General features: G+C 71.2%; 25 protein-coding genes, 1 pseudogene and 1 riboswitch. Of the genes and pseudogenes, 15 read left to right on the forward strand and 11 right to left on the reverse strand.

Features of this window, described 5'->3' with window-relative positions:
• Positions 1-12: 12 nt before the first annotated feature.
• On the reverse strand, positions 13-1,008 hold the full coding sequence (mgrA, locus tag ACZ3II_RS33995) for an L-glyceraldehyde 3-phosphate reductase (RefSeq protein WP_465523056.1): 996 nt from the start codon (positions 1,006-1,008) through the stop codon (positions 13-15).
• A gap of 61 nt (positions 1,009-1,069) precedes the next feature.
• Positions 1,070-1,162: riboswitch (glycine riboswitch) on the forward strand.
• 79 nt (positions 1,163-1,241) lie between these two features.
• Here mgrA and gcvP point away from each other — a divergent pair.
• Positions 1,242-4,046 carry an aminomethyl-transferring glycine dehydrogenase gene (gene gcvP, locus ACZ3II_RS34000; RefSeq protein WP_465523058.1) on the forward strand — a complete coding sequence of 935 codons (2,805 nt, stop codon included), beginning with the start codon at positions 1,242-1,244 and terminating at the stop codon, positions 4,044-4,046.
• A gap of 94 nt (positions 4,047-4,140) precedes the next feature.
• Here the strand turns inward: gcvP and ACZ3II_RS34005 are convergent, their stop codons facing one another.
• Positions 4,141-4,341 carry a DUF5999 family protein gene (locus tag ACZ3II_RS34005; protein ID WP_465523060.1) on the reverse strand — a complete coding sequence of 67 codons (201 nt, stop codon included), beginning with the start codon at positions 4,339-4,341 and terminating at the stop codon, positions 4,141-4,143.
• A 119-nt stretch (positions 4,342-4,460) separates the two neighbouring features.
• Between ACZ3II_RS34005 and ACZ3II_RS34010 the strand changes: the two genes are divergently transcribed.
• The 5 genes from ACZ3II_RS34010 to ACZ3II_RS34030 all read left to right on the forward strand — a co-directional run bounded on the left by ACZ3II_RS34010 (position 4,461) and on the right by ACZ3II_RS34030 (position 8,991).
• Positions 4,461-5,801 carry a chorismate-binding protein gene (locus ACZ3II_RS34010; protein WP_465523366.1) on the forward strand — a complete coding sequence of 447 codons (1,341 nt, stop codon included), beginning with the start codon at positions 4,461-4,463 and terminating at the stop codon, positions 5,799-5,801.
• A gap of 218 nt (positions 5,802-6,019) precedes the next feature.
• Positions 6,020-6,505: a sigma-70 family RNA polymerase sigma factor gene (locus tag ACZ3II_RS34015; RefSeq protein ID WP_465523062.1), complete on the forward strand. Its 486-nt coding sequence runs from the start codon at positions 6,020-6,022 to the stop codon at positions 6,503-6,505.
• A gap of 38 nt (positions 6,506-6,543) precedes the next feature.
• Positions 6,544-7,032, forward strand: a complete 489-nt coding sequence (gene def / locus ACZ3II_RS34020; RefSeq protein ID WP_465523064.1) for a peptide deformylase — start codon at positions 6,544-6,546, stop codon at positions 7,030-7,032.
• A 38-nt stretch (positions 7,033-7,070) separates the two neighbouring features.
• Positions 7,071-7,694 (forward strand): class I SAM-dependent methyltransferase, encoded by a 624-nt coding sequence (locus ACZ3II_RS34025; protein ID WP_465523066.1) that lies wholly within the window; start codon positions 7,071-7,073, stop codon positions 7,692-7,694.
• Positions 7,695-8,514: 820 nt separating this feature from the next.
• Complete coding sequence (locus ACZ3II_RS34030) at positions 8,515-8,991, forward strand: hypothetical protein (protein ID WP_465523068.1); 477 nt, start codon at positions 8,515-8,517, stop codon at positions 8,989-8,991.
• 81 nt (positions 8,992-9,072) lie between these two features.
• Here the strand turns inward: ACZ3II_RS34030 and ACZ3II_RS34035 are convergent, their stop codons facing one another.
• Complete coding sequence (locus ACZ3II_RS34035; protein ID WP_465523070.1) at positions 9,073-9,465, reverse strand: VOC family protein; 393 nt, start codon at positions 9,463-9,465, stop codon at positions 9,073-9,075.
• A gap of 61 nt (positions 9,466-9,526) precedes the next feature.
• Between ACZ3II_RS34035 and ACZ3II_RS34040 the strand changes: the two genes are divergently transcribed.
• The gene (locus ACZ3II_RS34040; RefSeq protein ID WP_465523072.1) at positions 9,527-10,243 is read left to right on the forward strand and encodes an FKBP-type peptidyl-prolyl cis-trans isomerase; all 717 of its coding nucleotides are present in this window, start codon (positions 9,527-9,529) and stop codon (positions 10,241-10,243) included.
• 74 nt (positions 10,244-10,317) lie between these two features.
• The gene (locus ACZ3II_RS34045) at positions 10,318-10,713 is read left to right on the forward strand and encodes a VOC family protein (protein ID WP_465523074.1); all 396 of its coding nucleotides are present in this window, start codon (positions 10,318-10,320) and stop codon (positions 10,711-10,713) included.
• A gap of 3 nt (positions 10,714-10,716) precedes the next feature.
• On the opposite strand, the gene ACZ3II_RS34050 is transcribed toward ACZ3II_RS34045, so the two are convergent.
• Together ACZ3II_RS34050 and ACZ3II_RS34055 are read right to left on the reverse strand one after the other, a co-directional pair.
• Complete coding sequence (locus tag ACZ3II_RS34050; protein WP_465523076.1) at positions 10,717-11,232, reverse strand: DUF4240 domain-containing protein; 516 nt, start codon at positions 11,230-11,232, stop codon at positions 10,717-10,719.
• A gap of 28 nt (positions 11,233-11,260) precedes the next feature.
• Complete coding sequence (locus ACZ3II_RS34055) at positions 11,261-12,130, reverse strand: LysR family transcriptional regulator (protein ID WP_465523078.1); 870 nt, start codon at positions 12,128-12,130, stop codon at positions 11,261-11,263.
• Positions 12,131-12,208: 78 nt separating this feature from the next.
• Here ACZ3II_RS34055 and ACZ3II_RS34060 point away from each other — a divergent pair, with 78 nt between their 5' ends.
• Together ACZ3II_RS34060 and ACZ3II_RS34065 are read left to right on the forward strand one after the other, a co-directional pair.
• On the forward strand, positions 12,209-13,207 hold the full coding sequence (locus ACZ3II_RS34060) for an EamA family transporter (protein WP_465523080.1): 999 nt from the start codon (positions 12,209-12,211) through the stop codon (positions 13,205-13,207).
• A pseudogene (locus tag ACZ3II_RS34065) lies at positions 13,137-13,688 on the forward strand (NAD(P)-dependent oxidoreductase); the annotation flags it as partial. The gene ACZ3II_RS34060 and the pseudogene ACZ3II_RS34065, both read left to right, overlap by 71 nt.
• Here the strand turns inward: ACZ3II_RS34065 and ACZ3II_RS34070 are convergent.
• Positions 13,682-14,080, reverse strand: coding sequence for a nuclear transport factor 2 family protein (locus ACZ3II_RS34070; protein ID WP_465523082.1), 399 nt, complete (start codon positions 14,078-14,080; stop codon positions 13,682-13,684). The pseudogene ACZ3II_RS34065 and the gene ACZ3II_RS34070 overlap by 7 nt on opposite strands.
• Before the next feature lie 53 nt (positions 14,081-14,133).
• On the opposite strand from ACZ3II_RS34070, the gene ACZ3II_RS34075 reads away from it, so the two are divergent.
• Positions 14,134-14,688 (forward strand): TetR/AcrR family transcriptional regulator, encoded by a 555-nt coding sequence (locus ACZ3II_RS34075; protein ID WP_465523084.1) that lies wholly within the window; start codon positions 14,134-14,136, stop codon positions 14,686-14,688.
• Between the two features lie 409 nt (positions 14,689-15,097).
• Here the strand turns inward: ACZ3II_RS34075 and ACZ3II_RS34080 are convergent, their stop codons facing one another.
• Positions 15,098-15,514 carry an ankyrin repeat domain-containing protein gene (locus ACZ3II_RS34080; RefSeq protein WP_465523086.1) on the reverse strand — a complete coding sequence of 139 codons (417 nt, stop codon included), beginning with the start codon at positions 15,512-15,514 and terminating at the stop codon, positions 15,098-15,100.
• A gap of 38 nt (positions 15,515-15,552) precedes the next feature.
• Between ACZ3II_RS34080 and ACZ3II_RS34085 the strand changes: the two genes are divergently transcribed.
• Both ACZ3II_RS34085 and ACZ3II_RS34090 read left to right on the forward strand, forming a co-directional pair.
• The gene (locus tag ACZ3II_RS34085) at positions 15,553-16,626 is read left to right on the forward strand and encodes a DNA glycosylase AlkZ-like family protein (RefSeq protein ID WP_465523088.1); all 1,074 of its coding nucleotides are present in this window, start codon (positions 15,553-15,555) and stop codon (positions 16,624-16,626) included.
• A gap of 2 nt (positions 16,627-16,628) precedes the next feature.
• The gene (locus tag ACZ3II_RS34090) at positions 16,629-17,228 is read left to right on the forward strand and encodes a class I SAM-dependent DNA methyltransferase (RefSeq protein WP_465523090.1); all 600 of its coding nucleotides are present in this window, start codon (positions 16,629-16,631) and stop codon (positions 17,226-17,228) included.
• Here the strand turns inward: ACZ3II_RS34090 and ACZ3II_RS34095 are convergent.
• Positions 17,203-17,883: a hypothetical protein gene (locus tag ACZ3II_RS34095; RefSeq protein WP_465523092.1), complete on the reverse strand. Its 681-nt coding sequence runs from the start codon at positions 17,881-17,883 to the stop codon at positions 17,203-17,205. The genes ACZ3II_RS34090 and ACZ3II_RS34095 overlap by 26 nt on opposite strands.
• A 52-nt stretch (positions 17,884-17,935) precedes the next feature.
• Here ACZ3II_RS34095 and ACZ3II_RS34100 point away from each other — a divergent pair, with 52 nt between their 5' ends.
• The gene (locus ACZ3II_RS34100) at positions 17,936-18,217 is read left to right on the forward strand and encodes a helix-turn-helix transcriptional regulator (RefSeq protein WP_465523368.1); all 282 of its coding nucleotides are present in this window, start codon (positions 17,936-17,938) and stop codon (positions 18,215-18,217) included.
• Positions 18,214-18,765, forward strand: a complete 552-nt coding sequence (locus ACZ3II_RS34105) for a hypothetical protein (RefSeq protein ID WP_465523094.1) — start codon at positions 18,214-18,216, stop codon at positions 18,763-18,765. Before ACZ3II_RS34100 ends, ACZ3II_RS34105 begins: the two co-directional genes overlap by 4 nt.
• 57 nt (positions 18,766-18,822) lie before the next feature.
• Here the strand turns inward: ACZ3II_RS34105 and ACZ3II_RS34110 are convergent, their stop codons facing one another.
• From ACZ3II_RS34110 to ACZ3II_RS34120, 3 genes are all read right to left on the reverse strand, one after another.
• Positions 18,823-19,308 carry an NUDIX hydrolase gene (locus tag ACZ3II_RS34110; RefSeq protein WP_465523096.1) on the reverse strand — a complete coding sequence of 162 codons (486 nt, stop codon included), beginning with the start codon at positions 19,306-19,308 and terminating at the stop codon, positions 18,823-18,825.
• Between the two features lie 72 nt (positions 19,309-19,380).
• Positions 19,381-20,145, reverse strand: a complete 765-nt coding sequence (locus ACZ3II_RS34115) for a nucleotidyltransferase domain-containing protein (RefSeq protein WP_465523098.1) — start codon at positions 20,143-20,145, stop codon at positions 19,381-19,383.
• Positions 20,146-20,313: 168 nt separating this feature from the next.
• Positions 20,314-20,934: a DUF998 domain-containing protein gene (locus ACZ3II_RS34120; RefSeq protein ID WP_465523100.1), complete on the reverse strand. Its 621-nt coding sequence runs from the start codon at positions 20,932-20,934 to the stop codon at positions 20,314-20,316.
• Between the last annotated feature and the right edge of the window lie 8 nt (positions 20,935-20,942).

Genomic DNA, 20,942 nt, shown 5'->3' on the forward strand with positions numbered 1-20,942 from the left:
CGCAGGGTACGGCTACAGGTCAAGCACCGTCGCGTCGATCTCGTCCAGCTCGCTCTGGTCGATGCTCAGGTTGCCCAGCGCGGCCACGTTGTTCTCCAGCTGCTCGACGCTCGACGCGCCGATGATCAGGCTGGTCATCCGCTCGTCGCGCAGCGCCCAGGCCAGCGCGAACTGGGCCAGCGTCTGCCCGCGCCGCTTCGCGACGTCGTTGAGCGCGTGCAGCCGTGCCAGGGTCTTGTTGTCCAGCGCGCTCTCGTTGAGGAACACGCTGGTCCGGATCCGCGAGTCGTCCGGGATGCCCTTGAGGTAACGGTCGGTGAGCAGACCCTGCTGCAGCGGGCTGAACGCGATGCAGCCCGCCCCGGCCGCCTCCAGGGTGTCGAGCAGCCGGTCGTGCTCGATCCACCGGTTCAGCATCGAGTACGACGGCTGGTGGATCAGCAGCGGCGTACCCAGCTCGCGCAGGATGTCGGCGGCCCGCGCGGCCTGCTCGCTCCTGTAGTTGCTGATGCCGACGTAGAGCGCCTTGCCGGACCGGACGATCGCGTCCAGCGCGGTCATCGTCTCCTCGAGCGGCGTCTCCGGGTCGGGCCGGTGGTGGTAGAAGACGTCGACGTAGTCCAGACCCATCCGCTTCAGCGATTGATCCAGCGACGAGACCAGGTACTTGCGGGAGCCCCAGTCGCCGTACGGGCCGTCCCACATGGTGTAGCCCGCCTTCGACGAGATGATCAGCTCGTCGCGGTGGTGTTTGAGGTCGGCCTCCAGGATCCGGCCGAAGTTCGTCTCGGCGCTGCCCGGCGGCGGCCCGTAGTTGTTCGCCAGGTCGAAGTGGGTCACGCCCAGGTCGAAGGCACGGCGGACGATGTCACGCTGGCGGTCGGCGGGACGGCCGTCGCCGAAGTTGTGCCAGAGGCCCAGGCTGATGGCGGGGAGCTTGAGACCGCTGCGACCAGCACGCCGGTAGATCATTTCGGCGTAGCGGTCGGCGGCAGGGGTGTACGTCACATCGCACACCCTAGGACTCCCGGTCCCGCCCCCGTTCGCTGGTAGGTTGACTCTTGCCGGCAACACCCATGCGGGAGAGACCCTGGAGCCACAGGGCGCCGAAGAGGCAAATCCTCCCCGGAAACTTTCAGGCAAAGCGAACCGCGTGGGCAGGCGACTCTGAAGTACCCGATGTCTGGGTATGACAGAGGGGGAGGTCTGTTTCTCCGACCTTCTCACGCTTGGAGTCGCCCATGACGTCCCCGTTCGTTTCCCGTCACATCGGCCCGGACGCCGACGAGCAGACCCAGATGCTGAAGGCCATCGGGTACGGCTCGGTCGACGAGCTGATGGACGCGGCCATCCCGCCCTCGATCCGGTTCCGGGGCGAGCTGAACCTGCCGGCCGGCGCCTCCGAGGAGGAGACGATCGCCGAGCTGCGCGCGATCGCCGGCCGCAACGTGCTCGCCACCCCGATGATCGGCCTGGGGTACTACAACACCGTCACGCCCGCCGTGATCAAGCGGAACGTCCTCGAGAACCCCGCCTGGTACACCGCGTACACCCCGTACCAGCCGGAGATCAGCCAGGGCCGCCTGGAGGCCCTGCTCAACTTCCAGACCATGGTCACCGACCTGACCGGCATGACCACGGCCAACGCCTCGATGCTCGACGAGGCGACGGCGGTCGCGGAGGCCATGACGCTCGCGCGCCGTTCCTCCAAGAACAAGAGCAGCGTGTACGCCGTGGACGCCGACACCTTCCCGCAGACCCTGTCGGTGCTGCGGACCCGCGCCGAACCGCTCGGCATCACGATCGTCCTGGTCGACCTCGACACCGAGGAGCTGCCGGAGGACTACTTCGGCCTGCACCTGCAGTACCCCGGAGCGTCCGGCGCCGTCCGTGACCACGCGGCGCTGGTCGAGGCCGCGCACGCCAAGGGCGCCCTGGTCACCGTCGCCGCCGACCTGCTCGCGCTGACCCTGCTGCGTACTCCCGGGGAGATCGGGGCCGACATCGCCGCCGGCACCACGCAGCGGTTCGGTGTGCCCCTGGGCTTCGGCGGCCCGCACGCCGGATACCTCGCGGTGCGCGCCGGCCTGGAGCGGTCGCTGCCCGGCCGCCTCGTCGGGGTGTCCAAGGACGCCGACGGCAACCGGGCCTACCGGCTCGCCCTGCAGACCCGTGAGCAGCACATCCGCCGCGAGAAGGCGACCTCCAACATCTGCACCGCCCAGGTGCTCCTGGCCGTGATGGCCAGCATGTACGCGGTCTACCACGGCCCCGCCGGGCTGCGCCGGATCGCCGAGGAGACCCACGAGTACGCCTGCTGGATCGCCGGGGCGCTGCGCGAGTCCGGTATCGACGTGCCCGCCGGGGACTTCTTCGACACGGTGACCGCCGTCGTGCCGGGCCGGGCCGCCGAGATCGTCGCCGCTGCCGCCGAACGCGGCATCGACCTGCGGCTGGTGGACGCCGACCGGGTGTCGGTGTCGTGTGACGAGACCACCACGGGCGAGCACGTGGCCGCCGTGGTCGCGGCGTTCGGCGCCGACTCGGAGGGCGTCTTCCCGGTGCACCGGCTGCCGGGCCGCGCCACCGAGTACCTCACCCACCCGGTGTTCAACACCCACCACTCCGAGACCAGCATGCTGCGCTACCTGCGCAAGCTCTCGGACCGGGACTACGCCCTCGACCGCGGCATGATCCCGCTCGGCTCCTGCACGATGAAGCTGAACGCCACCACCGAGATGGAAGCCGTCACCTGGCCCGAGTTCGCGAACATCCACCCGTTCGCCCCCGCGTCCCAGACCGAGGGGTACGAACACCTCGTCGCCCAGCTGGAGACCTGGCTCGCCGAGATCACCGGCTACGACGCGGTGTCCGTGCAGCCCAACGCCGGCTCCCAGGGCGAGCTGGCCGGTCTGCTCGCCATCCGCGGCTACCACAGCTCCCGCGGCGAGGCCCACCGTGACGTCTGCCTGATCCCGTCCAGCGCGCACGGCACCAACGCCGCCAGCGCCGTGATGGCCGGCATGCGGGTCGTGGTGGTGGCCTGCGACGCCGACGGCAACGTCGACCTGGCCGACCTGGACGCGAAGATCGAGAAGCACCGCGACGCGCTGTCCGCGATCATGGTGACCTACCCGTCCACCCACGGCGTCTACGAGACCGGCATCGCCGACCTGTGCGCCAAGGTCCACGAGGCCGGCGGCCAGGTGTACGTGGACGGCGCCAACCTGAACGCGCTCGTCGGCTACGCCCGGCCCGGCAGGTTCGGCGCCGACGTGTCGCACCTCAACCTGCACAAGACGTTCTGCATCCCGCACGGTGGCGGCGGCCCGGGTGTCGGCCCGGTCGCGGTCGGCGCGCACCTCGCCGAGTTCCTGCCGGGCGACCCGGTGCTGCAGGGCGACCACCACGCCGTCTCGGCGGCGGCCCACGGGTCGGCGGGCATCCTGCCGATCTCCTGGGCGTACATCCGGATGATGGGCCCCGACGGCCTCACCGCGGCGACCGCCACGGCGGTGCTGGCCGCCAACTACGTCGCGGCCCGGCTGCGGGAGTACTACCCGGTGCTGTACGCGGGCGAGCACGGTCTCGTCGCCCACGAGTGCATCCTCGACCTGCGGCCGATCACCAAGGCCACCGGCGTGAGCGTCGACGACGTGGCCAAGCGGCTGATCGACTACGGATTCCACGCGCCGACCATGTCGTTCCCGGTCGCCGGCACCCTCATGGTGGAGCCGACCGAGAGCGAGGACCTGGCCGAACTGGACCGGTTCATCGCCGCGATGATCGCCATCAAGGGCGAGATCGACAAGGTCGCGGCGGGGGAGTGGCCGGCGGGGGACAACCCCCTCGCGAACGCGCCGCACACCGCGTCGTCGGTGACGGTCGACGAGTGGACGCATCCGTACTCACGCTCCGTTGCCGGTTTCCCGGAGGGCGTGGACCGGACGGCGAAGTACTGGCCGCCGGTTCGGCGCATCGACGGGGCTTACGGGGACCGGAACCTGGTGTGTTCCTGTCCGTCGCCCGAGGCCTTCGAGGACTGAATCGGTCGCGCAGGTCGCGGTCGTCGTCGATCGCGGCCTGCGCCGCTGTCGTAGTCGTCGATTGATTACGCTGCGTCGCGTGTTGGGGGATTGCTCAGGCGGCCAGGGCGTGCACTGCAGGTCCGCGGTGCGGCTCGATCATCGTGCCGTCCGGCAGCAGCTCACCGGTGTCCTCGAAGATGATGACGCCGTTGCAGAGCAGGCTCCATCCTTGCTCCCGGAAGGTCGCGATGGTGAGCGCGGCCTCACGGTCGGTGGCATCGGCTGGAGGGCAGGGGATCAGGTGCTGGCACATCGTTTTGGCTCCGGTGGGGACTGTGTGAAGGTTCACAACTGCGGTGACGAACGTTACCTCACATCGAACGACAACGGTGCAACCCGGTGACGGCGCCGGCGCACGGTTCATCGACTTCCATGGTCCACGGCGGGACGGGTTTCGACCACTCTCCGCTACCTCCGATCGGGCGTCCGCCGGGTGCGCCGACGGACTGTCAGGGCCGCCACCACGTGTTGCGTGTGTTTCGATGGCATCAGGGTGATTCCGGTGACCCTGCCGAGCTTCTCGCCGGGTTCCTCGCCGACAACGGACTCCCGGTGCGAAACCTTGGCCGAACGGGTGACAAGAACGGGCCGATCGGCGATGGCGAAATTTGCGGGGCAGCACTCTACGTGTCGGCGGATGCCGGTTCTGTAATGGCCGGTGGGACGCCGGGCGCGCCCACGCCGGTGCCGGGCATTCCCGACGTGTACGCCGTGGTCTACGCACACGGCGCACCGGTCACGCCGTCCGCCCCGGCCTGGGACCTCAAGCCGTCGCACACCGGCCCTTCGCCTGTCGGGCCGTCGTCTCGCGGGCTGCCGCGTCCCGAGCCGTCGCACATCGGGCCGTCCCGTGCCGGCCTCTCGCCGCCTGAGCCGTCGCCTGTCCCGCCGTGGCGTCTCGGGGCGTGGCGGGAGAGCTGGAGCCGGGAGGAGCACGCTGAAGCGGTTCAGCGGGTGCGTGCCGCGATCGGCCGCGGCGACGTCTATCAGGTCAATGTCGTCGGGCACGCGTCCGCGCCGTACCACGGCGATCCCTCGGCCGCGCTGCGCCGGGTCGCGGGGCTGGCCGGGGCCCGGTACGGCGGGGTGCTCGCCGGCGACGGCTGGGCGATGGCCACCGCCTCCCCGGAGACGCTCGTCGAGGTCCGGGGCGGCCGGGTGATCACCCGGCCGATCAAGGGCACCCGCCCGGCCACCGCGGCGGGACGCCGGGAACTCCTCGCCTCGGCGAAGGAACGCGCCGAACACGTCATGATCGTCGACCTGGAGCGCAACGACCTGGCGCGCCTGGCGGGGACGGGCCCGGTCCGGGTGGACGAGCTTTTCGCCGTACGCGAATGGTCCGGCCTCTGGCAAGCCGAATCGGTCGTCTCCGCGCCGCTGGACGGCGAGGTCGGCATCGCGGCGCTGCTCCGGGCCGTCTGCCCCGGCGGCAGCGTGACCGGCGCCCCGAAACTCGCCGCCCTGGAGCGGATCGCCGCCCTGGAGCCGGTGGGCCGCGGCGTCAGCATGGGCGCGCTCGGCTGGCTCGGCCGCGATCACCTGGATCTCGGACTGAGCATCCGCACCGTCGCCGCGGACGGCGCCAGGGTGCACGTGTGGGCCGGCGGCGGCATCACCATCGACAGCGATCCGATCGCCGAGGTCGACGAGGCCGCCGCGAAGTCCGCGCCGGTCCGGGCGGCGCTGCGCGGTCGCACAGGCGGTTCATAGCGTGCTCCGAGCCGTCTCTACCGAATGCGTGCCACTGTCGGAAACCGCCCCCACGGAAGGGGGCTGAGCGCGTACTTTGACGCGCGCGGCACCAGAAGACGGTCCACAGTGGCACGCGGTCGGTGCCGTGGTGACGGGGGAGAGGCGACATCACGGACATGCTCGACATACTTGAAATACCGGTAGTAAACGTACGGAACGATCGGTCTGCCGGTCCGATGCACGTCGATTTCGCACGTTTCGCCGGTGCGTTCTCCGGGCGATTGCAGAACAGCGCCTTCCAGCTCTGCCGCGACTGGCACCTGGCCCAGGACCTGACCCAGACCACGCTGGCCAAACTGTTCCTGAGCTGGGAGCGCGCGGCCACCAGTGACAACCTTCTGGCGTACGCCCAGAAGGTCCTGCTCCGCGTCTACCTGGACCACCGCCGGCGCCGCAGCAGCAGCGAGGCCGTGCCCGGCAGGATGCGCGAACCGGCGTACACGATGAGCCCCGAACTGCGCCTCACCCTCCTCGACGCGCTCGCCCGGCTCCCCGGACGGGACCGGGCGATCGTGATGATGCGGTACTTCGCCGACCTCAGCGTGGAACAGGTCGCCCACGATCTGGACGTGCCGGTCACCGTGGTCAAGAGCCAGACCCGCCGCTCCCTGATCAAACTCCGCCACATGCTGATCAGCGAACGCCCCGCGCTGTTCGCCTGAACCCCATCGCCATGTAACGGCCGGGTAGCCTCTCAGGCATGACAGTTCGGCCGATTCGGCTCTACGGTGACCCGGTCCTGCGCACACCCGCCGACGAGGTCACCGACTTCGACGCCCAGCTCCGCTCGGTCGTCCGCGACCTGGAGGACACCGTCCGCGAACCGGGCCGCGCCGGGGTCGCCGGCCCGCAGATCGGCGTGAGCCTGCGCGTCTTCTCCTACAACGTCGGCGGCCGCGTCGGCCACCTGGTCAACCCGGTGCTGAGCGACTTCGCCGGCGAACAGACCGACGAGGAGGGTTGTCTGTCCCTGCCCGGCCTGGGTTACGCCACCACGCGATACGAATCGGTCACCGCCCGCGGCTTCGACCAGCACGGCGAACCGGTCGTCATCGAGGGCGCCGGTTTCCTCGCGCGCGCCCTGCAGCACGAGACCGACCACCTCGACGGCCGCCTCTACGTCGACACGCTGACCGGCGACATCCGCCGCCAGGCCCTCCGCGAGATGCGGCGGTCCATCCCGCGATGAGCCCCTCTTCTCCGCCTTCGGCGGGCGATGCCCGGCGGTTGGCGGCTGCCTCCCTCGCGGCCGGCGACCCCACCGGCTGGTTCGAGACGTTGTACGCGGAATCGAAAGCCGGCCACGCCGAAGTCCCGTGGGACGTGGCCGAACCGAGCGCCCACCTGCGCGCCCTCGACCTGCCCGCCGGCGACGGCCGTAGCGCTCTGGTCGTCGGCTGCGGCCCCGGCCGCGACGCCGAACACCTCGCCGCCCTCGGTTACCGCACGACCGCTTTCGACATCTCCGCCACCGCCATCGACCTGGCCCGTTCACGTCACCCCGGCACCCTCGTCGACTACGTCGTCGCCGACCTGCTCACCCCACCGCCCGCCTGGCGGCACGCTTTCGACCTGGTCCTGGAGAGCAACAACGTCCAGGCCCTCCCCACCGCCATCCGCACCACCGCGATCACCACCATCGGCACGTTCGTGGCCCCCAGCGGCACCTTGATCGTCCTCGCCGCCGCAACGACCCGCCTCGACAGCGACGGCGCCGGCCCACCCTGGCCGCTGACCCGCGCCGAGATCGACGCCTTCGCCACCGACGGCCTGCACCAGATCTCCGTCTCGCAGGTCGCCGCCCCCACCACCACCCTCCCCTCCCGCTGGCAGGCCCTCTTCACCCGCTGACCATCGCCGGCCGACCTCTGCACCTGCTTGTTCCCAGGGCCCGTCGCCCACCGGTGGATCTTGTACGGCTGGCGCTCATGGCTGTCTCGACCGTCCGGAGACGGCCATGAGCACCAGCCGAGATCTTCCAGCCGGCCCTCAGTGCTGTCTCAGGCCAGTCAAGACAGCGCTGACAACCAGCCGGTCCCCACCGCCGCCGAACCCGGCCGCCAGCCGAACCGGCCCGCCAGCCGAACCGGCCCGCCAGCCGAACCCGGCCGCCTGCCGAGTCTGTATGTCGAATCCGCCCACTTTTCGACAAGCCTTTCTGGCTCGCGGATCTCGCCGCACCCGTCTCCGTCGACGGTGCGTTCTCGGCCCGCACGTCTTGTGGTTGCCGTCGAGTTCCTTGACGAACTACCTCGACTGCCTCGCCGACCCGCCCGGATCGTGAGCGATCGACCACCGTGGTCCACACTTGCCGGTGATCTTGTGCGGGCCGCTCCGGTACCTTCTCCGCAAGATCGATGAGGTTCAGGATCTTGGGCGAGTGAGTACCGGATCCCGGAGTCGATCGCACAAGTATCGGCAGGATTCGGATCTTGTGCGTCCGGCCCCGGCGTGAAGCACTCAAGATCGGGGGTAGGGATCATCGGGTCCACCACGAGCGGCGGGGGCCATACGGTTGGCGGTGGATCTTGTGGCGGCTGGTGCTCATGGCTGTCTCGCCGCGCGAGAGACAGCCATGAGCACCAGCCGAACGGCTCCTCACGAACCGCGCGGGTCCGGCCCGACACTCACGATCGTCTCGAGCTGAGGGTGATGGGTGGGGTGGTTGGGCGTGGGCATGTACCTGGTCGGTGTTGGCGGGGAGAGTTGGGCCGAGCACGGGTACGGGCCGTTCCTGGACGAAGCGTTCACCGCGAGGGGCCTGCCGCCGTACCCAGGGCCGCCGGCTGAGGTGGGCCGGTTCGAGGAGAAAATCGCTCCGAGGATGGACGGGTTCGCCGACATCTGTACGCGGTACGGGCCGGCGGAATTCCTTGACGCCTCGCTGTTCGTGCCGGTGGACTTCGGTGGGCTGATCGATGTTCCGGTGGAGACGTCGTTCGACGATGTGACGCGGGTGTTCAGTGCGCAGCGGCTCCGGGCGGCGATCACCCCGGTCGCGGCCCACGTCGGGTTGCCTGCCGTGCTGCCGAGCGGGCCGCTGGCGCTGACCCGGGCGATCGATGACCCGGTCACCTTCTCTGTGGCGGTGTTTCAGCAGGCGGCCGAGCATTCCCTGCGGTACGGCTGTCCGCTGACCTACGTGTGACGACCGGATCGGGCTGTTCGGGGCACGGTTCGCGGAGCCGTACCCCGCAAGATCCTGATTTTGACGCGCCCGCACGGTGGGTCACGCGTCGCCGAGCAGGTCCCAGCGGTTTCCGGCGATGTCCAGGAAGACAGCGACACGGCCATACGATTCGGTACGGGGTTCGCGGACGAAAGTGACCCCCGCGCTCGTCATCCGCCGGTACGCGGCGTCGAAGTCGTCGACGTGCAGGAAGAAGCCGACCCGGCCCGCGGCCTGCCGCCCCACTGCCGCGCTCTGCTCGTCGCCGTCGGCGCGGGCCAGCAGGATCCCGGTCTGCGCGCCGGGCGGCCGGACCACCACCCAGCGTTTCGGCCGGCCGTCGTTGGTCAGCGACGGCGAGTCCTCGACGAGGTCGAACCCGAGCACGCCGGTGAAGAAGGCGATGGCCGGGTCGTACTCCTCGACGATCAGGGCGACCAGGTCGATCCGCATCCACGGCAGCGTACGTTCCCGGGGTAGGCGTGTTCACAGGTGGGTGTTCTATTGTCGGACCGTGCCCGATTCCGCAGTGAGCCGCAGCAACGCGGCAGCCCCCCGTTCCGTCGGTCCGTCGCGCAAGAGCGCCGGTGGACCGCCGCTGAAGACGAAAGCCGAGAAACGGGCCGAGGCCAAGGCCACCAAGGCACGCGCCCGGGCGATGCGGAAACGCCGCGAGATGCTGACCGTCGCCGGCGCCGCGGCCGCGGTGATCGCCGTGGTCGTCGGCCTGGTGCTGTGGGTCAACAGTTCCTCGCCGTCGTCACCGGCCCCGGCCGCCAGCGCGACCCCGGCCGCCGCTCCCGCCGAACCCACCGAGGCCGCGTCGGCTGCCGCGTTCCCGCCGGTTCCCGCGGGCGCCGACCCGGCCCTCAGCAAGAAGCCGGCCGCCACCAAGGGCAGCGGCAAGGTCACCGAGCTGAAGACGACCACCCTGATCCAGGGCACCGGCCCGGCCGTCGAGTCCGGTCAGACGATCAAGGTGAACTATGTCGGTGTCACCTATGCCGACGGCAAGGAGTTCGACTCGTCCTGGAGCCGTTCCGAGCCGTTCAGTTTCCCGGTCGGCGGGGGCCAGGTCATTCAGGGCTGGGACAAGGGCCTGGTCGGCGTCAAGGTCGGCAGCCGGGTCCAGTTGGACATTCCGGCGGCCCAGGCGTACGGCGAGAACCCCGGCGAGGGCCGGCCGGGCGGCGCGCTCCGCTTCATCGTCGACGTCCTGTCCGCCTCCTGACCACTTGGGTCCGCACGGCCCGTCCCGCGCCATAATCGATGGCGGGGACGGGGCCGTGCCGGGATGATCCGGCGGTGACCTCCTACATTTCGCACACCACGGTTGATGCGATCGATGCGTACGCGCAGTCCCGCTGGTGGCAGACCGTTCTGGACTGGGTCGAGGACCCGGACGACCCGAACCTGCCCGGCCACGAGGAATGCATGATCACCTCCCGGGACGGCCGCAGCCACCTGCTGTTCATCGTGGTTCCGGAGGGCAAGCAGGTGAAGAACCGGATCCACTTCGACCTGAGCCCGGCCGAGGGCACCCGCGACGACGAGCTGGCCCGGCTGCTGTCGCTGGGCGCCACCGAGGTCGCCGACCTGCGCCGCCCCGACGGAACCGGCTGGGTGACCCTGGCCGACCCGGAGGGCAACGAGTTCTGCATCGTCCGCAGCGAGGCCGAACGCGCCGCCCAGGGCCGGTGACGCTCAATCGCCCAGGAGAGCGGTCAGGCGTGGCATCCGCTGCCGCACCTGGTCGTCGTCGAGGTCGGGACCGAGGTCCGGGTAGCGGCCGGTGACGGGTGGCGGCGCCGCACCGGTGAGTTCGGCGTACGCCAGGAACGCCACGCCGAACATCTCCTCGGACTCGAGTTCCGGGCCGCCGTCCGCGGCCTCCCGGACGGCAGGCAGGTCGGTGAGGGAGTCCGGATCGGCGACGGCCCGCTCGAACACCTCCCGGCCCTGGGCGATCAGCCAGCCGCGGAAGTATGCGAAACCGTCGTCGGAGCACCCGCCGTTGACCAGATAGGCCGCCGCCCACAGATCGCGCCGATACGAGACGGCCATCAGCTCCCACGACGCCCGCGCCAGCTGCGCGACCTCTGCCGCGGGAAGCCGCATCAGCGACTCCAGCGTGCGGTCCGCCACCTGTTCGGCGTCCGCGGGATCGTCCGCCGATGCCCGCGCCGCCTCGACCACTTCCCAGAACCCGTCGACACTCACGGCCCGGATCATGACAGAACGGCCGCGCTCAGGGCACGCAGGCGGTGAGGAAGGCGGAGGCGGCCGGGGTCAGGGTGGCGGCGTTCCAGATCAGGTGCTCGGCGCGGGTCGGTGCGTCGCGGACACCGACGGTGACGACGCCGGACAGGTGCTCGGTGTACGCCGCGGCGAGCAGGGCGACCGCCAGGTTCTGCCGGATCAGCCGGAGCATCAGCAGGTCCACCGTCGTCACCTCGAAGGCGACTTCCCGGTGTACGCCCGCGGCCGCGAACGCCAGGTCCGACTGGGCGCGCCCGGCCGTTCCGGCGGGCAGGTCGACGAACCGCTCGGTGGCCAGCCGGGCCAGGTCGACCTCGGTCTCGGACGCCAGGGGATGGCCGGGGGCGACGACCGCGACCAGCTGATCCCGGGCGAGTTCCCGGCTGTCGACGCCGTCCGGCCGGGCCGAGACCGGCAGGCCGAGGAACGCCAGGTCGACCGTACCCGCCTTGACCAGGTCGATCAGTTGTTCGCTGCTGCCGACCCGCAGCCCGATCCGGACCTGCGGATGCCGCTGGTGGAAGGCGTGCAGCGCGGCCGGGACGTCGACGGCGGCGACGGTGGGGATGGCGCCGACGGTGAGCCGGCCGCGGATCTCCCCGACGGCGGCGGCGACCTCGGCGGCGGCCCGGTCGGCGGCGTCCAGGCACTGCCGGGCGACCGGCAGGAACGCCGTCCCGGCCGGGGTGAGGCGCACCTGACGGCTGGTCCGGGCGAACAGACGGGCGCCGAGCTCCCGTTCGAGCCGGGCGATCTGATGGCTCAGCGCCGACTGCACGACCCGGCATCGTTCGGCCGCGCGGGTGAAGCTGCTCGTCTCCGCGACGGCGACGACGTAACGCATCTGCTGGAGCTCCATCGATCCATCGTGAATCGAGATGGCTGCCCTGACAATGATGTGTTGGACTCATTCTCGCAGTCTGGGGAGCCTGTGAGGGTGACGTTTCTGAGGACCGCGGTGACGGCTTTCGCACCCCTTGTCTGGGGTACGACCTACGTCGTCACCACCGAACTACTGCCACCGGGACATCCGCTGTTCGCCGCGCTGCTCCGGGCGTTGCCGGCCGGGGTGGTGGCGGTGCTGCTCACCCGTACGCTCCCGCAAGGAACCTGGTGGGGACGGGCGGCCGTGCTCGGCACGCTCAACATCGGCGTCTTCCTGCCCCTGCTGTTCGTCAGCGCCGAACGCCTGCCCGGCGGCGTCGCCGCCACCCTCGGCGCCGCCCAGCCGCTGATCGTGACCTTGCTGGCCGTGCCGCTGCTGCATCAACGCCCCACGCCGTGGACGGTCGGCTGGGGGATCGCCGGCATCGCCGGGGTCGGTCTCGTGGTGATCGGCCCTGCCGCCGCGTTCTCCCCGGCCGGGATCGTTGCCGGGCTGGCCGGGGCCGCCGCGATGGGGCTCGGCGTGACGCTGACGAAACGGTGGGGGCGCCCGGCGGGGGTCGGCGCGGCGGCGTACGCGGGCTGGCAACTCACCGCCGGCGGCCTGGTGCTGCTGCCGCTGACCTGGATCTTCGAGGGCGCCCCGCCACCGATCGACGGGCCGGCGGCGCTCGGTTACCTGTGGCTGGGCCTGCCGGGCGGGCTGATCGCCTACACCCTGTGGTTCCGCGGCGTCACCACGCTGCCGGTCACGTCGGCGGCCGTGCTCGCCCTGCTGTCACCGATGATGGCCGCCCTGCTCGGGGTGCTTCTGCTCGATCAGGCGCTCCGGCCCGTACAGCTGGCCGGTTTCGCTCTCGCTCTGGCCGCGATCGTCGCGAGCCAGTTCCCCTCCACTCCCCGCAAAGGATCAACCATTGAAGATCATCGTAGTCGGCGCATCCGGAACGGCCGGCTCCCGCGTCGTCGCCGAAGCCGTCAGCCGGGGACACTCGGTGACCGCAGTCGTGCGCCGGGGCTCGCCATCGGGAGTGACGGTGGTGACCGGTGACGCCACCGACGTCACGTCGATGACCTCGTTGTTCGCCACGGCGGACGCGGTCGTGGGCGCCACCCGGCCCGCTCCCGGGGCAGAACGGAGCGTCACCGCGACGACCACGGCCCTGCTCGACGCGGCGGCCGCCGCCGGACGACCGATTCTGTTCATCGGTGGCTCCGCGCCGCTGCGGGCGCCCGGCGGCGGGCTTGCGATCGACCATCCGGGGTACGTGCCACCCGCGATCCGTCCCATCGCCGCCGCCAGCATCGCCCAGCTCGACGCGTGCCGGGGACATCGGGCCGATTGGACGTACGTCAGCCCGCCCGCGATGCTCGAACCCGGCGAACGGACCGGCCACTACCGGCGCGGCGGCACGGATCTGGTGGTCGCGGCGGACGGCTCGTCGCGGTTGTCGGCCGAGGACCTCGCGGTCGCGGTCCTCGACGAGCTGGAGAAACCGGGCGGTGAGCAGCACTTCTCCGTCGGCTATTGATCCAGGAGGCCGATCAGCGGGAGCGGGTTGACGTAGTCCCGGTAGGAGACGATCAACCCGTCCCGCACCCGGAACACGGCGAGCACGGTCTGCTCGAACGGGGCGCCGGTGGCGACCACGGTGCCGTGCGCCTCGTACTCCACGATGATGACCTGGGGGTCGGCGGTCTCGTGGACGGTCATGTGCCGGTACTCGGTGAAGGTGATCAGGCCGCCCACCGTCCCGGTCAGGAACCGGCGGATCCCGGGGCGTCCGTGGATGCGTTCCGGGGCGCCGGGCGGGCGGTACGGCCATTCGATGTATCCGTCGGGGGCCATCAGGTTCACCGCTGTGTCGACGTCGGTTTCGAGGCTTGCTCGCAGCATTCGTTCTGCGACCTCACGCGCTCTCATTCAACGACCGTAGAACGAATGGGCGGTTCGGTCAACGCCCGTAGAGTGAGCCGGTGACCCGCGCCGACCAGCGCCGCCAGACCGAGCAGCGCATCCTCGACACCGCCCGCGAACTGTTCGCCGAATCCGGCTACGACCGCACCACCATCCGCGCCGTCGCCCGGGCCGCGGGCGTCGACCCCGGCCTGGTCATGCACTACTTCGGGTCGAAGGATGAACTGTTCGCCCGCGCCGCCGAGCCACCCGCGGAGGCCTTGCCCGCCGGCACTCCGGAGGAACTCACCGACGCGCTGCTGGACTCCCTGGCCGGCCGGCTGGACAGCGAACCGGCCGGTTCCCTGGCCGTCCTCCGCTCCATGCTGACGAACCCCGACGCCGCCACCCGCTACCGGGAGATGGCCGGCCCACAACACGACCGGATCGCCGCAGCCATCCCCGGCGACGAGGCCGACCTGCGCGCTGCCCTGCTCAGCGCCATCGTGCACGGGGTGCTCATCGAGCGCTACATGCTGCGGCTCGGCCCCCTCGCCGACGCCTCACCCGCACAGATCATCAACCTGCTGCGGCCGTGCTTCGACAGCCTCACAACCTCCCGGCGTACGCCGTAAAAACCGCCTCCCGAACTCGCCGAGATGGATCCGCCCACGCCTCGCAGTGTCCGTTCGAGGGTAAGGGCACAAGATCCACCGTCGAGCGAAGGATCCCGGTGTCGCTATCTTGGGCGGATCGGTGTCACGGCCGCATCGAATGCCTGTCGACGCGCCGCCTGATGATGCAGCCAAGAGGACGCGATCGAGGCCGCCGATGTGCGCCCGCCCGGAATGAACCCGCGACACGGACTCTGCGGTCCGATCGTGAGCAGTCGAGGCAGGAGCCCGTCCACGTCAGCGACTGGACCGCCAGATAGTCGGCCCCGACCGCCTCCGCGTGTGGATCACTCCGGCCGCGGTGAGGTGATCAGCCCGGCGGCCAGAACAGCGAACGTACGGCGAATTCTCATGCTTCAGCCCACCCCGGTCATGCCGCCCTGGCGGCCGGGGTCATCAGGGCGATGGTGGTGGGGTGCGGGCCGAAGGCGGCCCAGTCCAGCGCGGAGTGGCCCTGCCCGGAATCCTCGCGTAACGACGGGTCCGCGCCCGCGGCCAGCAACGCGCGGACCGTGTCGTCGTGGCCCCAGCAGGCGGCGCCGCACAGCGGCAGGCCCTCCTCGCCGGTGCCGCTCTCACGGTTCGGGTCGGCGCCGGCGGCCAGCAGCACTGCCGCGTTGTCGGCACGGTTCTGGACGCTCGCCCGGTACAGCGGGGTGGTGCCGTACAGGTCGGGAAGGTTCGGGTCGGCGCCGGCCCGGATCAGGCGAGCGACCCGGGCAGGCTCGGCCCAGGCGGCCGCGTCGACGAGTTGGCGCTGAAGTTTCTTGCGGCGGCGTCGGTTCACGCACCCCATTGTGACGGTCCACTTCATAGGGTGGGCGGATGACAGAGCTGACCTGGGACCGGGTGCGGTCGTGGCGGATGCGGCGGCAGTTCCTGGACCGGCCGGGCGGGATCGGCGCCGAGCAGATCGTGGAACGGCTGTGCGGGGTGCAGGCGCAGGTGGCGTCGGCGGCCGAGGACGCGATCGCGGCGCGGCGCCCGGAGCCCGGCCGGGGCGCGGCAGCGGCGGCGCTGGCGAGCCGCAGGCTGATCAAGGTGTGGGCGATGCGGGGTACGTTGCACCTGCTCACCGTGCCGCAGGCGGCGGATCTCCTGAGCCTGCTCGGCGCCGCCCGCACCTGGGAGAAGGGCGCCTGGCAGCGCACCTACGCCACCACTGATCAGGTCGCCGCGCTCGCCGACGCGACCCGGGCGGCGTTGCACGACCGGGTGCTCACCCGGGAGCAGCTGGCCGCCGAGATCGTGCGGCACACCCGGGACGACTCGCTCGCCGAGCTGCTGGCGTCCGGCTGGGGTGCGATCCTGAAGCCGCTGGCCTGGCAGGGGCTGCTGTGCAACGGCCCGTCCGACGGCAACCGGATCACCTTCACCAGCCCGGCGACGTGGGCGCCGGACTGGCCGGGCCTGCCGGATCCGGACGAGGCGGCGAGCCGGGCGATCCCCGCCTACCTGGGCGCCTACGGGCCGGCCACGATGGAGGCCTTCGACCAGTGGCTGCTGCGCGGGGCGACCCGGCGGGCGACGCTGAAAGGCTGGTTCGCGTCGCTTGCGGCCTCCGGCGAGCTCACGGCGGTCACCGTGGAGGGACTTGCGGCGTACGCCCGGAGCGCCGACGTGGACGACATCGCCACCGCGGAACCGATGCCGGACGTACGGCTGCTGCCTGCTTTTGATCAGTTCGTTCTGGGTCCCGGCACCAAGGACGAGCAGATCGTCGCGCCGCACCGGCGGGCCGAGATCAGCCGGGCGGCAGGCTGGATCTCCCCGGTCGTGGTGCACCGGGGCCGGGTCGCCGGGGTCTGGGAGCGGAGCGGCACGGTGACCGTCACGTTGTTCCCGGAGGCCGGCGACGTGCCGGCGCCGGAACTCGCGGCCGAGATCGAGCGGGTCTGATCATGGAGGAGATCCGGGACGCCTACGCCGCCGTCGCCGACCTGTACATCAGCCTGTTCGCCGCCCCCGAGAAGGTCGACCCCGACGACCTCGACCTCATCACCCGGCACCTGACGATCCACGACGGGCCGGTGCTCGACCTGGGCTGCGGCCCCGGCCATCTCACCGGCCACCTGCGGTCGCGGGGCGTCGACGTGTCCGGGGTCGACCTGGTCCCGGAGTTCCTCGCGCACGCCCGGGCGGCCCATCCGGGCGTCCCGTTCCGGCTGGGTTCGATGACGAGCCTCGACGCCGGCGATGGGACGATCGCGGGCCTCCTGGCGAACTACTCGCTGATCCACCTGCCGCCGGACGATCTGGACGGGGTGCTCGCGGAGTTCCGGCGGGTGCTGCGGCCCGGCGGGGTGCTGGTGGTCGGGTTCGTCGACGGTGACGAGGTGTCCGCCTTCGATCACAAGGTGACGACCGCGTACCGGTGGCCGGCCGACGAGATGTCCCGTCGCCTGGCGGCAGCCGGCCTGACCGAGACCGAACGGTTGCGGCGGCCCGCCACGGACACTCAGCGGCAGCCGGCGCTCATAGCAGCGCGTCGATGTCCGTGAGGATCTGAGCGGTCGCCTCGTCGTCGGTCACCTCGTACGCCGCGAAGATCGCCAGCTGCAGCTCCGGCCCGGTCAGCCAGGCGACGACCTGTTCGTGCTGATCGGGACGGCCGCTCCAGAAGGCGTTCGTGAGGCGGCCCTTCGCGTAGTCCTCCTGCAGCAGGGTCCGCAGGCGAGCCGCCTCCGCCGGCCGGGTGACCGGGTCGGCGAGGGCGGCGAGCCACGCGCTCAGGTACGGCGTGAGATCGTCCTCGGCGTTCCCGATCGCGCACAGCACGTCGCCGTTCCGCTCCGCCGCCCACAGCGCGGCCAGAAAGGCCCGGACCGCGTCGCGCTCCGCGGGCGCCCACTGATGCCAGCCGGCGTGGTGCATCCGGTTCATCAGCGGCTCCAGGTCGGGCCAGCCGAACCCGTCACCGGCGGCGATCTCCAGGATGCGCGGCAGGAAATACCGCAGGTCGGCGGGGCTGCCGACATTGAAGATCACATTGGCGGCGTACGGCTGAAGGGTCTCCGCAGGCAGCGACCGCAACGGAACGCCTGCCAGCACCGCCCGCTCCTCCTCGGGGGTGAAGCAGCAGTCGCAGTAGTCGAGCGAGACCGGCCGCGGCACGTAGGCGAACGCGTCATACAGCGAGGCGATCGAAACGTTCATGGCACCACAGTAGACGAACGTATCGTTGCGTATACATAATGCTTCGGTGGCTATGGGCAAGAAGGACGGGCGCCGGGGGACCGCCGTGCACAACCGGCTCGCGACCCTGCGGGCCGAGCGCCGCGTGTCCCGCGCCGACCTGGCCGCCGCCGTCGGCGTCAACCCGCAGACCATCGGGTTCATCGAGCGCGGCGACTACGGCCCGTCCCTCGAGGTCGCGCTGCGGATCTGCGAGCACTTCGGCCTGCCCGTCGAGGCGGTGTTCGCGCTGGCCCCGCTCACCCCCATGTCCGCCCAGCTGTACCCCCCTTCGACAGGAGACGATCCCCGGTGAGCGAACGACCCACCACCGCCGAGCAGGTCCTCGCACTGCGTGCCGAGATGGACGCCCGGATCCGCGCGCAGCGCGAGGCGCCGCTGCCCGGCTGGCTGGCCGGCCGCACCACCCGCCGGATCGTCGCTGTCGTGCCGCCCACCGCCGTCCTGGCCTGCGGCCTCATCACCGCCGGCCGCCCCGACGACGCGGTCGGCACGGCCCTGCTCGGCGTCACAGCGGTGCTCGCGATCGGGAGCCTCCTGCTGCTGCGCAAGGCCGTCCGGCTGCTCGACAGCGTTCCCGAGCGGTTCCTCGACGAGCGCGAGATCAGCGAGCGCGACGCCGCCCACCGCCGTGCCCACGGTGTGACCATCGGCCTGTTCACCCTGCTCACGCTGATCGCGATCGCGGACGGTGTGCTGAGCCGATCGGGTGGGACGCCGTTGATCCCCGGCGACAACTGGATCCAGGTGATGGTCACCGCGACGCTGGTGGCCGGCATGATCCCCGCCGCCGTCATCGCCTGGAACCGCACCGACCCGCCGGAGCCCGACGCCGTCGCCTGACCCGGCGCGCGGTCAGCGGTGAGCATCGGCCGCCCGGCCGCGGGTCGGCTGTTCGGTTCACCAGCGGGCGGCGGCATGGTCGTGGGCGATCAGGCCGTCCGGCACGAAATGCCACCGCTCCCGGGCCTCGAGGACTTCCGCCTCGGTGAGCCAGCCGTGCCACGCCACCGCCGCCGGGTCGGGGCGCAGCCGGGCGGCTTCCGGCACGCGGGCCTCGTGGACGGCGAGGTGGTACGCGCCTCGGCACAGGAACGTGACGAGGTGCCGGACCGGCAGGTCCAGACCGGTCTCCTCGGTCAGTTCGCGGCGGGCGGCCCGGGCGTACGTCTCGCCGGGCCGCACCGCCCCACCGAAACTCGTCTCGTAGTGACCGGGGAACCGGCTGACCCCGTCCGGCCGCCGGTGCACCAGGATCCGGCCGTCGTCGTCACGGCAGATCGTGGTCGCGATCCGGTGCATCCAGCCGTTACGGACGGCGTCCCGGCGCGGCACCACGGCCAGCACCCGATCCTCGGCATCGACACGTTCCACGTACTCGGTCATCGGGGTGACACCTCGTGTCCCGTCATCGCCGCAACACCTCGTGTTCTGTCATCGCCGCCGCCTCGCATGCGGTCATCGGCGCAGGGCCTCGCGGACGAAACCCAGCATGTCGGCGCGGCGACGCCACGGGTTGCGGTAGACCGGGTCGCCGCCGGTGCGCAGCCGCAGCGCCTCCCGGATGATCGGGTGCCAGCGGTCCCCGTACGTCACCTCGGCGAATGCCGCAGCCTCCGTCTTGCTGGTGATCCGCCCGGCGGCGAGGGTGTGCCGCAGCCGGGCCACCCCGAGCACGCCCCAGTTCGTGGCCCACGCCGACAATCCGACCGGGGACCGGGCGGTCCGCGTGGCCCACCGGGGCCAATACCCGGCCAAGTTCTCCCTGGTGGCAGCGGCCAGTGCCGGCCAGTCGGTACGGACCATCCCGTCCAGCGCGGGCCCCCGGACCGCCACCCCAGCCCGCGCCAGAACGTGCCAGGTGACGAGGTTCCGTTCGGCATCGGATCCGCCTCGAACCCGCCACTCGTGCACCGCGACCCCACCCGGCAGCGTCGCCGGATCAGAGCGGAGGTCGTCCCAGGTGACGTAGAGCCCGTCGAAGTACGGTTTCCGCCCGTGCCGCCGCCGCAACTCCCGATGGATCTCCCCGGCGCTGGCCGGCTCGGCCGCCGCACTGCCGACCGCCACGAAGTCGATGTCACTGACCCCGGGCCGGTAGTCACCCAGCGCGATCGATCCCTGCAGGTAGAGCCCTTCGACGAGCCCGGGCGCACACCGGTCGGCGATCTCCAGATAGCTCGCGCACACGGACCGCACGGTCCGATCCAAAGAAGTCGTCACCGCCGCGAGCGTAGAACCCCAGCGCCGCCTCATCTCGAAGGCGAACGCACGGCCCGTCCCGGTCAGCGGTGGATCTTGCCCGGCTGGTGTCTCGACCACCCCGACGGCCAGCCCGATGGGAGTGGGTGCGGGTCTCGCCGGGGAGTAGACGGTCCGGGGTGGGGCGGCTCACGGCGTACCGGGAGAGGGTTTGTGAAATGCCTGGGAAGCGGCAGCCAGAAGCCACGCGCAGTAAACGGTGATCATGGCGCGTTCGCCGAGGCCGTAGGCGATCGGCTCGCCGATCAGGCGGGAGACCGGTGGCCGGTTGACCAGTGTGATCAGGAAGAACAGCAGGCCGAGAGGGGTGAGGAGGCCGAGGATCCGGAGCGTGCGGCGGGTCGCGCGGCTGATCAGGACGGCGGCTACCGGCAGTGACCCGAAGGCGATCGCGCCGGCGACGATGTGGACGGTGCCGGCGGTGGTCAGGGTGATCGGGCGGCCGGGTGGCGCGGGGTCGGCGGGGAAGGCGGCGACCACCAGCATCGCCACGCCCCAGACGGTCAGCGCGATCCGGGTGGCGCGGGTGATCAGCCGGCCGAGGGCGCGGGCGATGGCGAGGGAGCCGAGACCGATGCCGAGGCCGGCCACCGGGATCAGGCCGCCATAGGGCCCGTTGACGTATTCGCTGACCGTGCGGCCGATCGGGTCGAGGCCGGTGGGCAGCAGATGCAGGGCCGTCACGGCGGCGAGGAAGACGATCACACCGCCGGCGCCGGCGAGGGCGGTGACGCGTCGGGAGATCCGCATGCGTCGAT

The organism is Actinoplanes sp. NPDC019969, assembly GCF_055562375.1.

Coding starts and splice junctions, on each gene's coding strand:
- ACZ3II_RS34110 (WP_465523096.1), bottom strand. CDS start 19,308: ATGACCGAGTACGTGGAACGTGTCGATGCCGAGGATCGGGTGCTGGCC.
- gcvP (WP_465523058.1), top strand. CDS start 1,242: ATGACGTCCCCGTTCGTTTCCCGTCACATCGGCCCGGACGCCGACGAG.
- ACZ3II_RS34055 (WP_465523078.1), bottom strand. CDS start 12,130: ATGGAGCTCCAGCAGATGCGTTACGTCGTCGCCGTCGCGGAGACGAGC.
- ACZ3II_RS34095 (WP_465523092.1), bottom strand. CDS start 17,883: ATGAACGTTTCGATCGCCTCGCTGTATGACGCGTTCGCCTACGTGCCG.
- ACZ3II_RS34100 (WP_465523368.1), top strand. CDS start 17,936: ATGGGCAAGAAGGACGGGCGCCGGGGGACCGCCGTGCACAACCGGCTC.
- ACZ3II_RS34085 (WP_465523088.1), top strand. CDS start 15,553: ATGACAGAGCTGACCTGGGACCGGGTGCGGTCGTGGCGGATGCGGCGG.
- ACZ3II_RS34090 (WP_465523090.1), top strand. CDS start 16,629: ATGGAGGAGATCCGGGACGCCTACGCCGCCGTCGCCGACCTGTACATC.
- def (WP_465523064.1), top strand. CDS start 6,544: ATGACAGTTCGGCCGATTCGGCTCTACGGTGACCCGGTCCTGCGCACA.
- ACZ3II_RS34070 (WP_465523082.1), bottom strand. CDS start 14,080: ATGAGAGCGCGTGAGGTCGCAGAACGAATGCTGCGAGCAAGCCTCGAA.
- ACZ3II_RS34120 (WP_465523100.1), bottom strand. CDS start 20,934: ATGCGGATCTCCCGACGCGTCACCGCCCTCGCCGGCGCCGGCGGTGTG.
- ACZ3II_RS34035 (WP_465523070.1), bottom strand. CDS start 9,465: ATGCGGATCGACCTGGTCGCCCTGATCGTCGAGGAGTACGACCCGGCC.
- ACZ3II_RS34015 (WP_465523062.1), top strand. CDS start 6,020: ATGCACGTCGATTTCGCACGTTTCGCCGGTGCGTTCTCCGGGCGATTG.
- ACZ3II_RS34010 (WP_465523366.1), top strand. CDS start 4,461: ATGGTCCACGGCGGGACGGGTTTCGACCACTCTCCGCTACCTCCGATC.
- ACZ3II_RS34005 (WP_465523060.1), bottom strand. CDS start 4,341: ATGTGCCAGCACCTGATCCCCTGCCCTCCAGCCGATGCCACCGACCGT.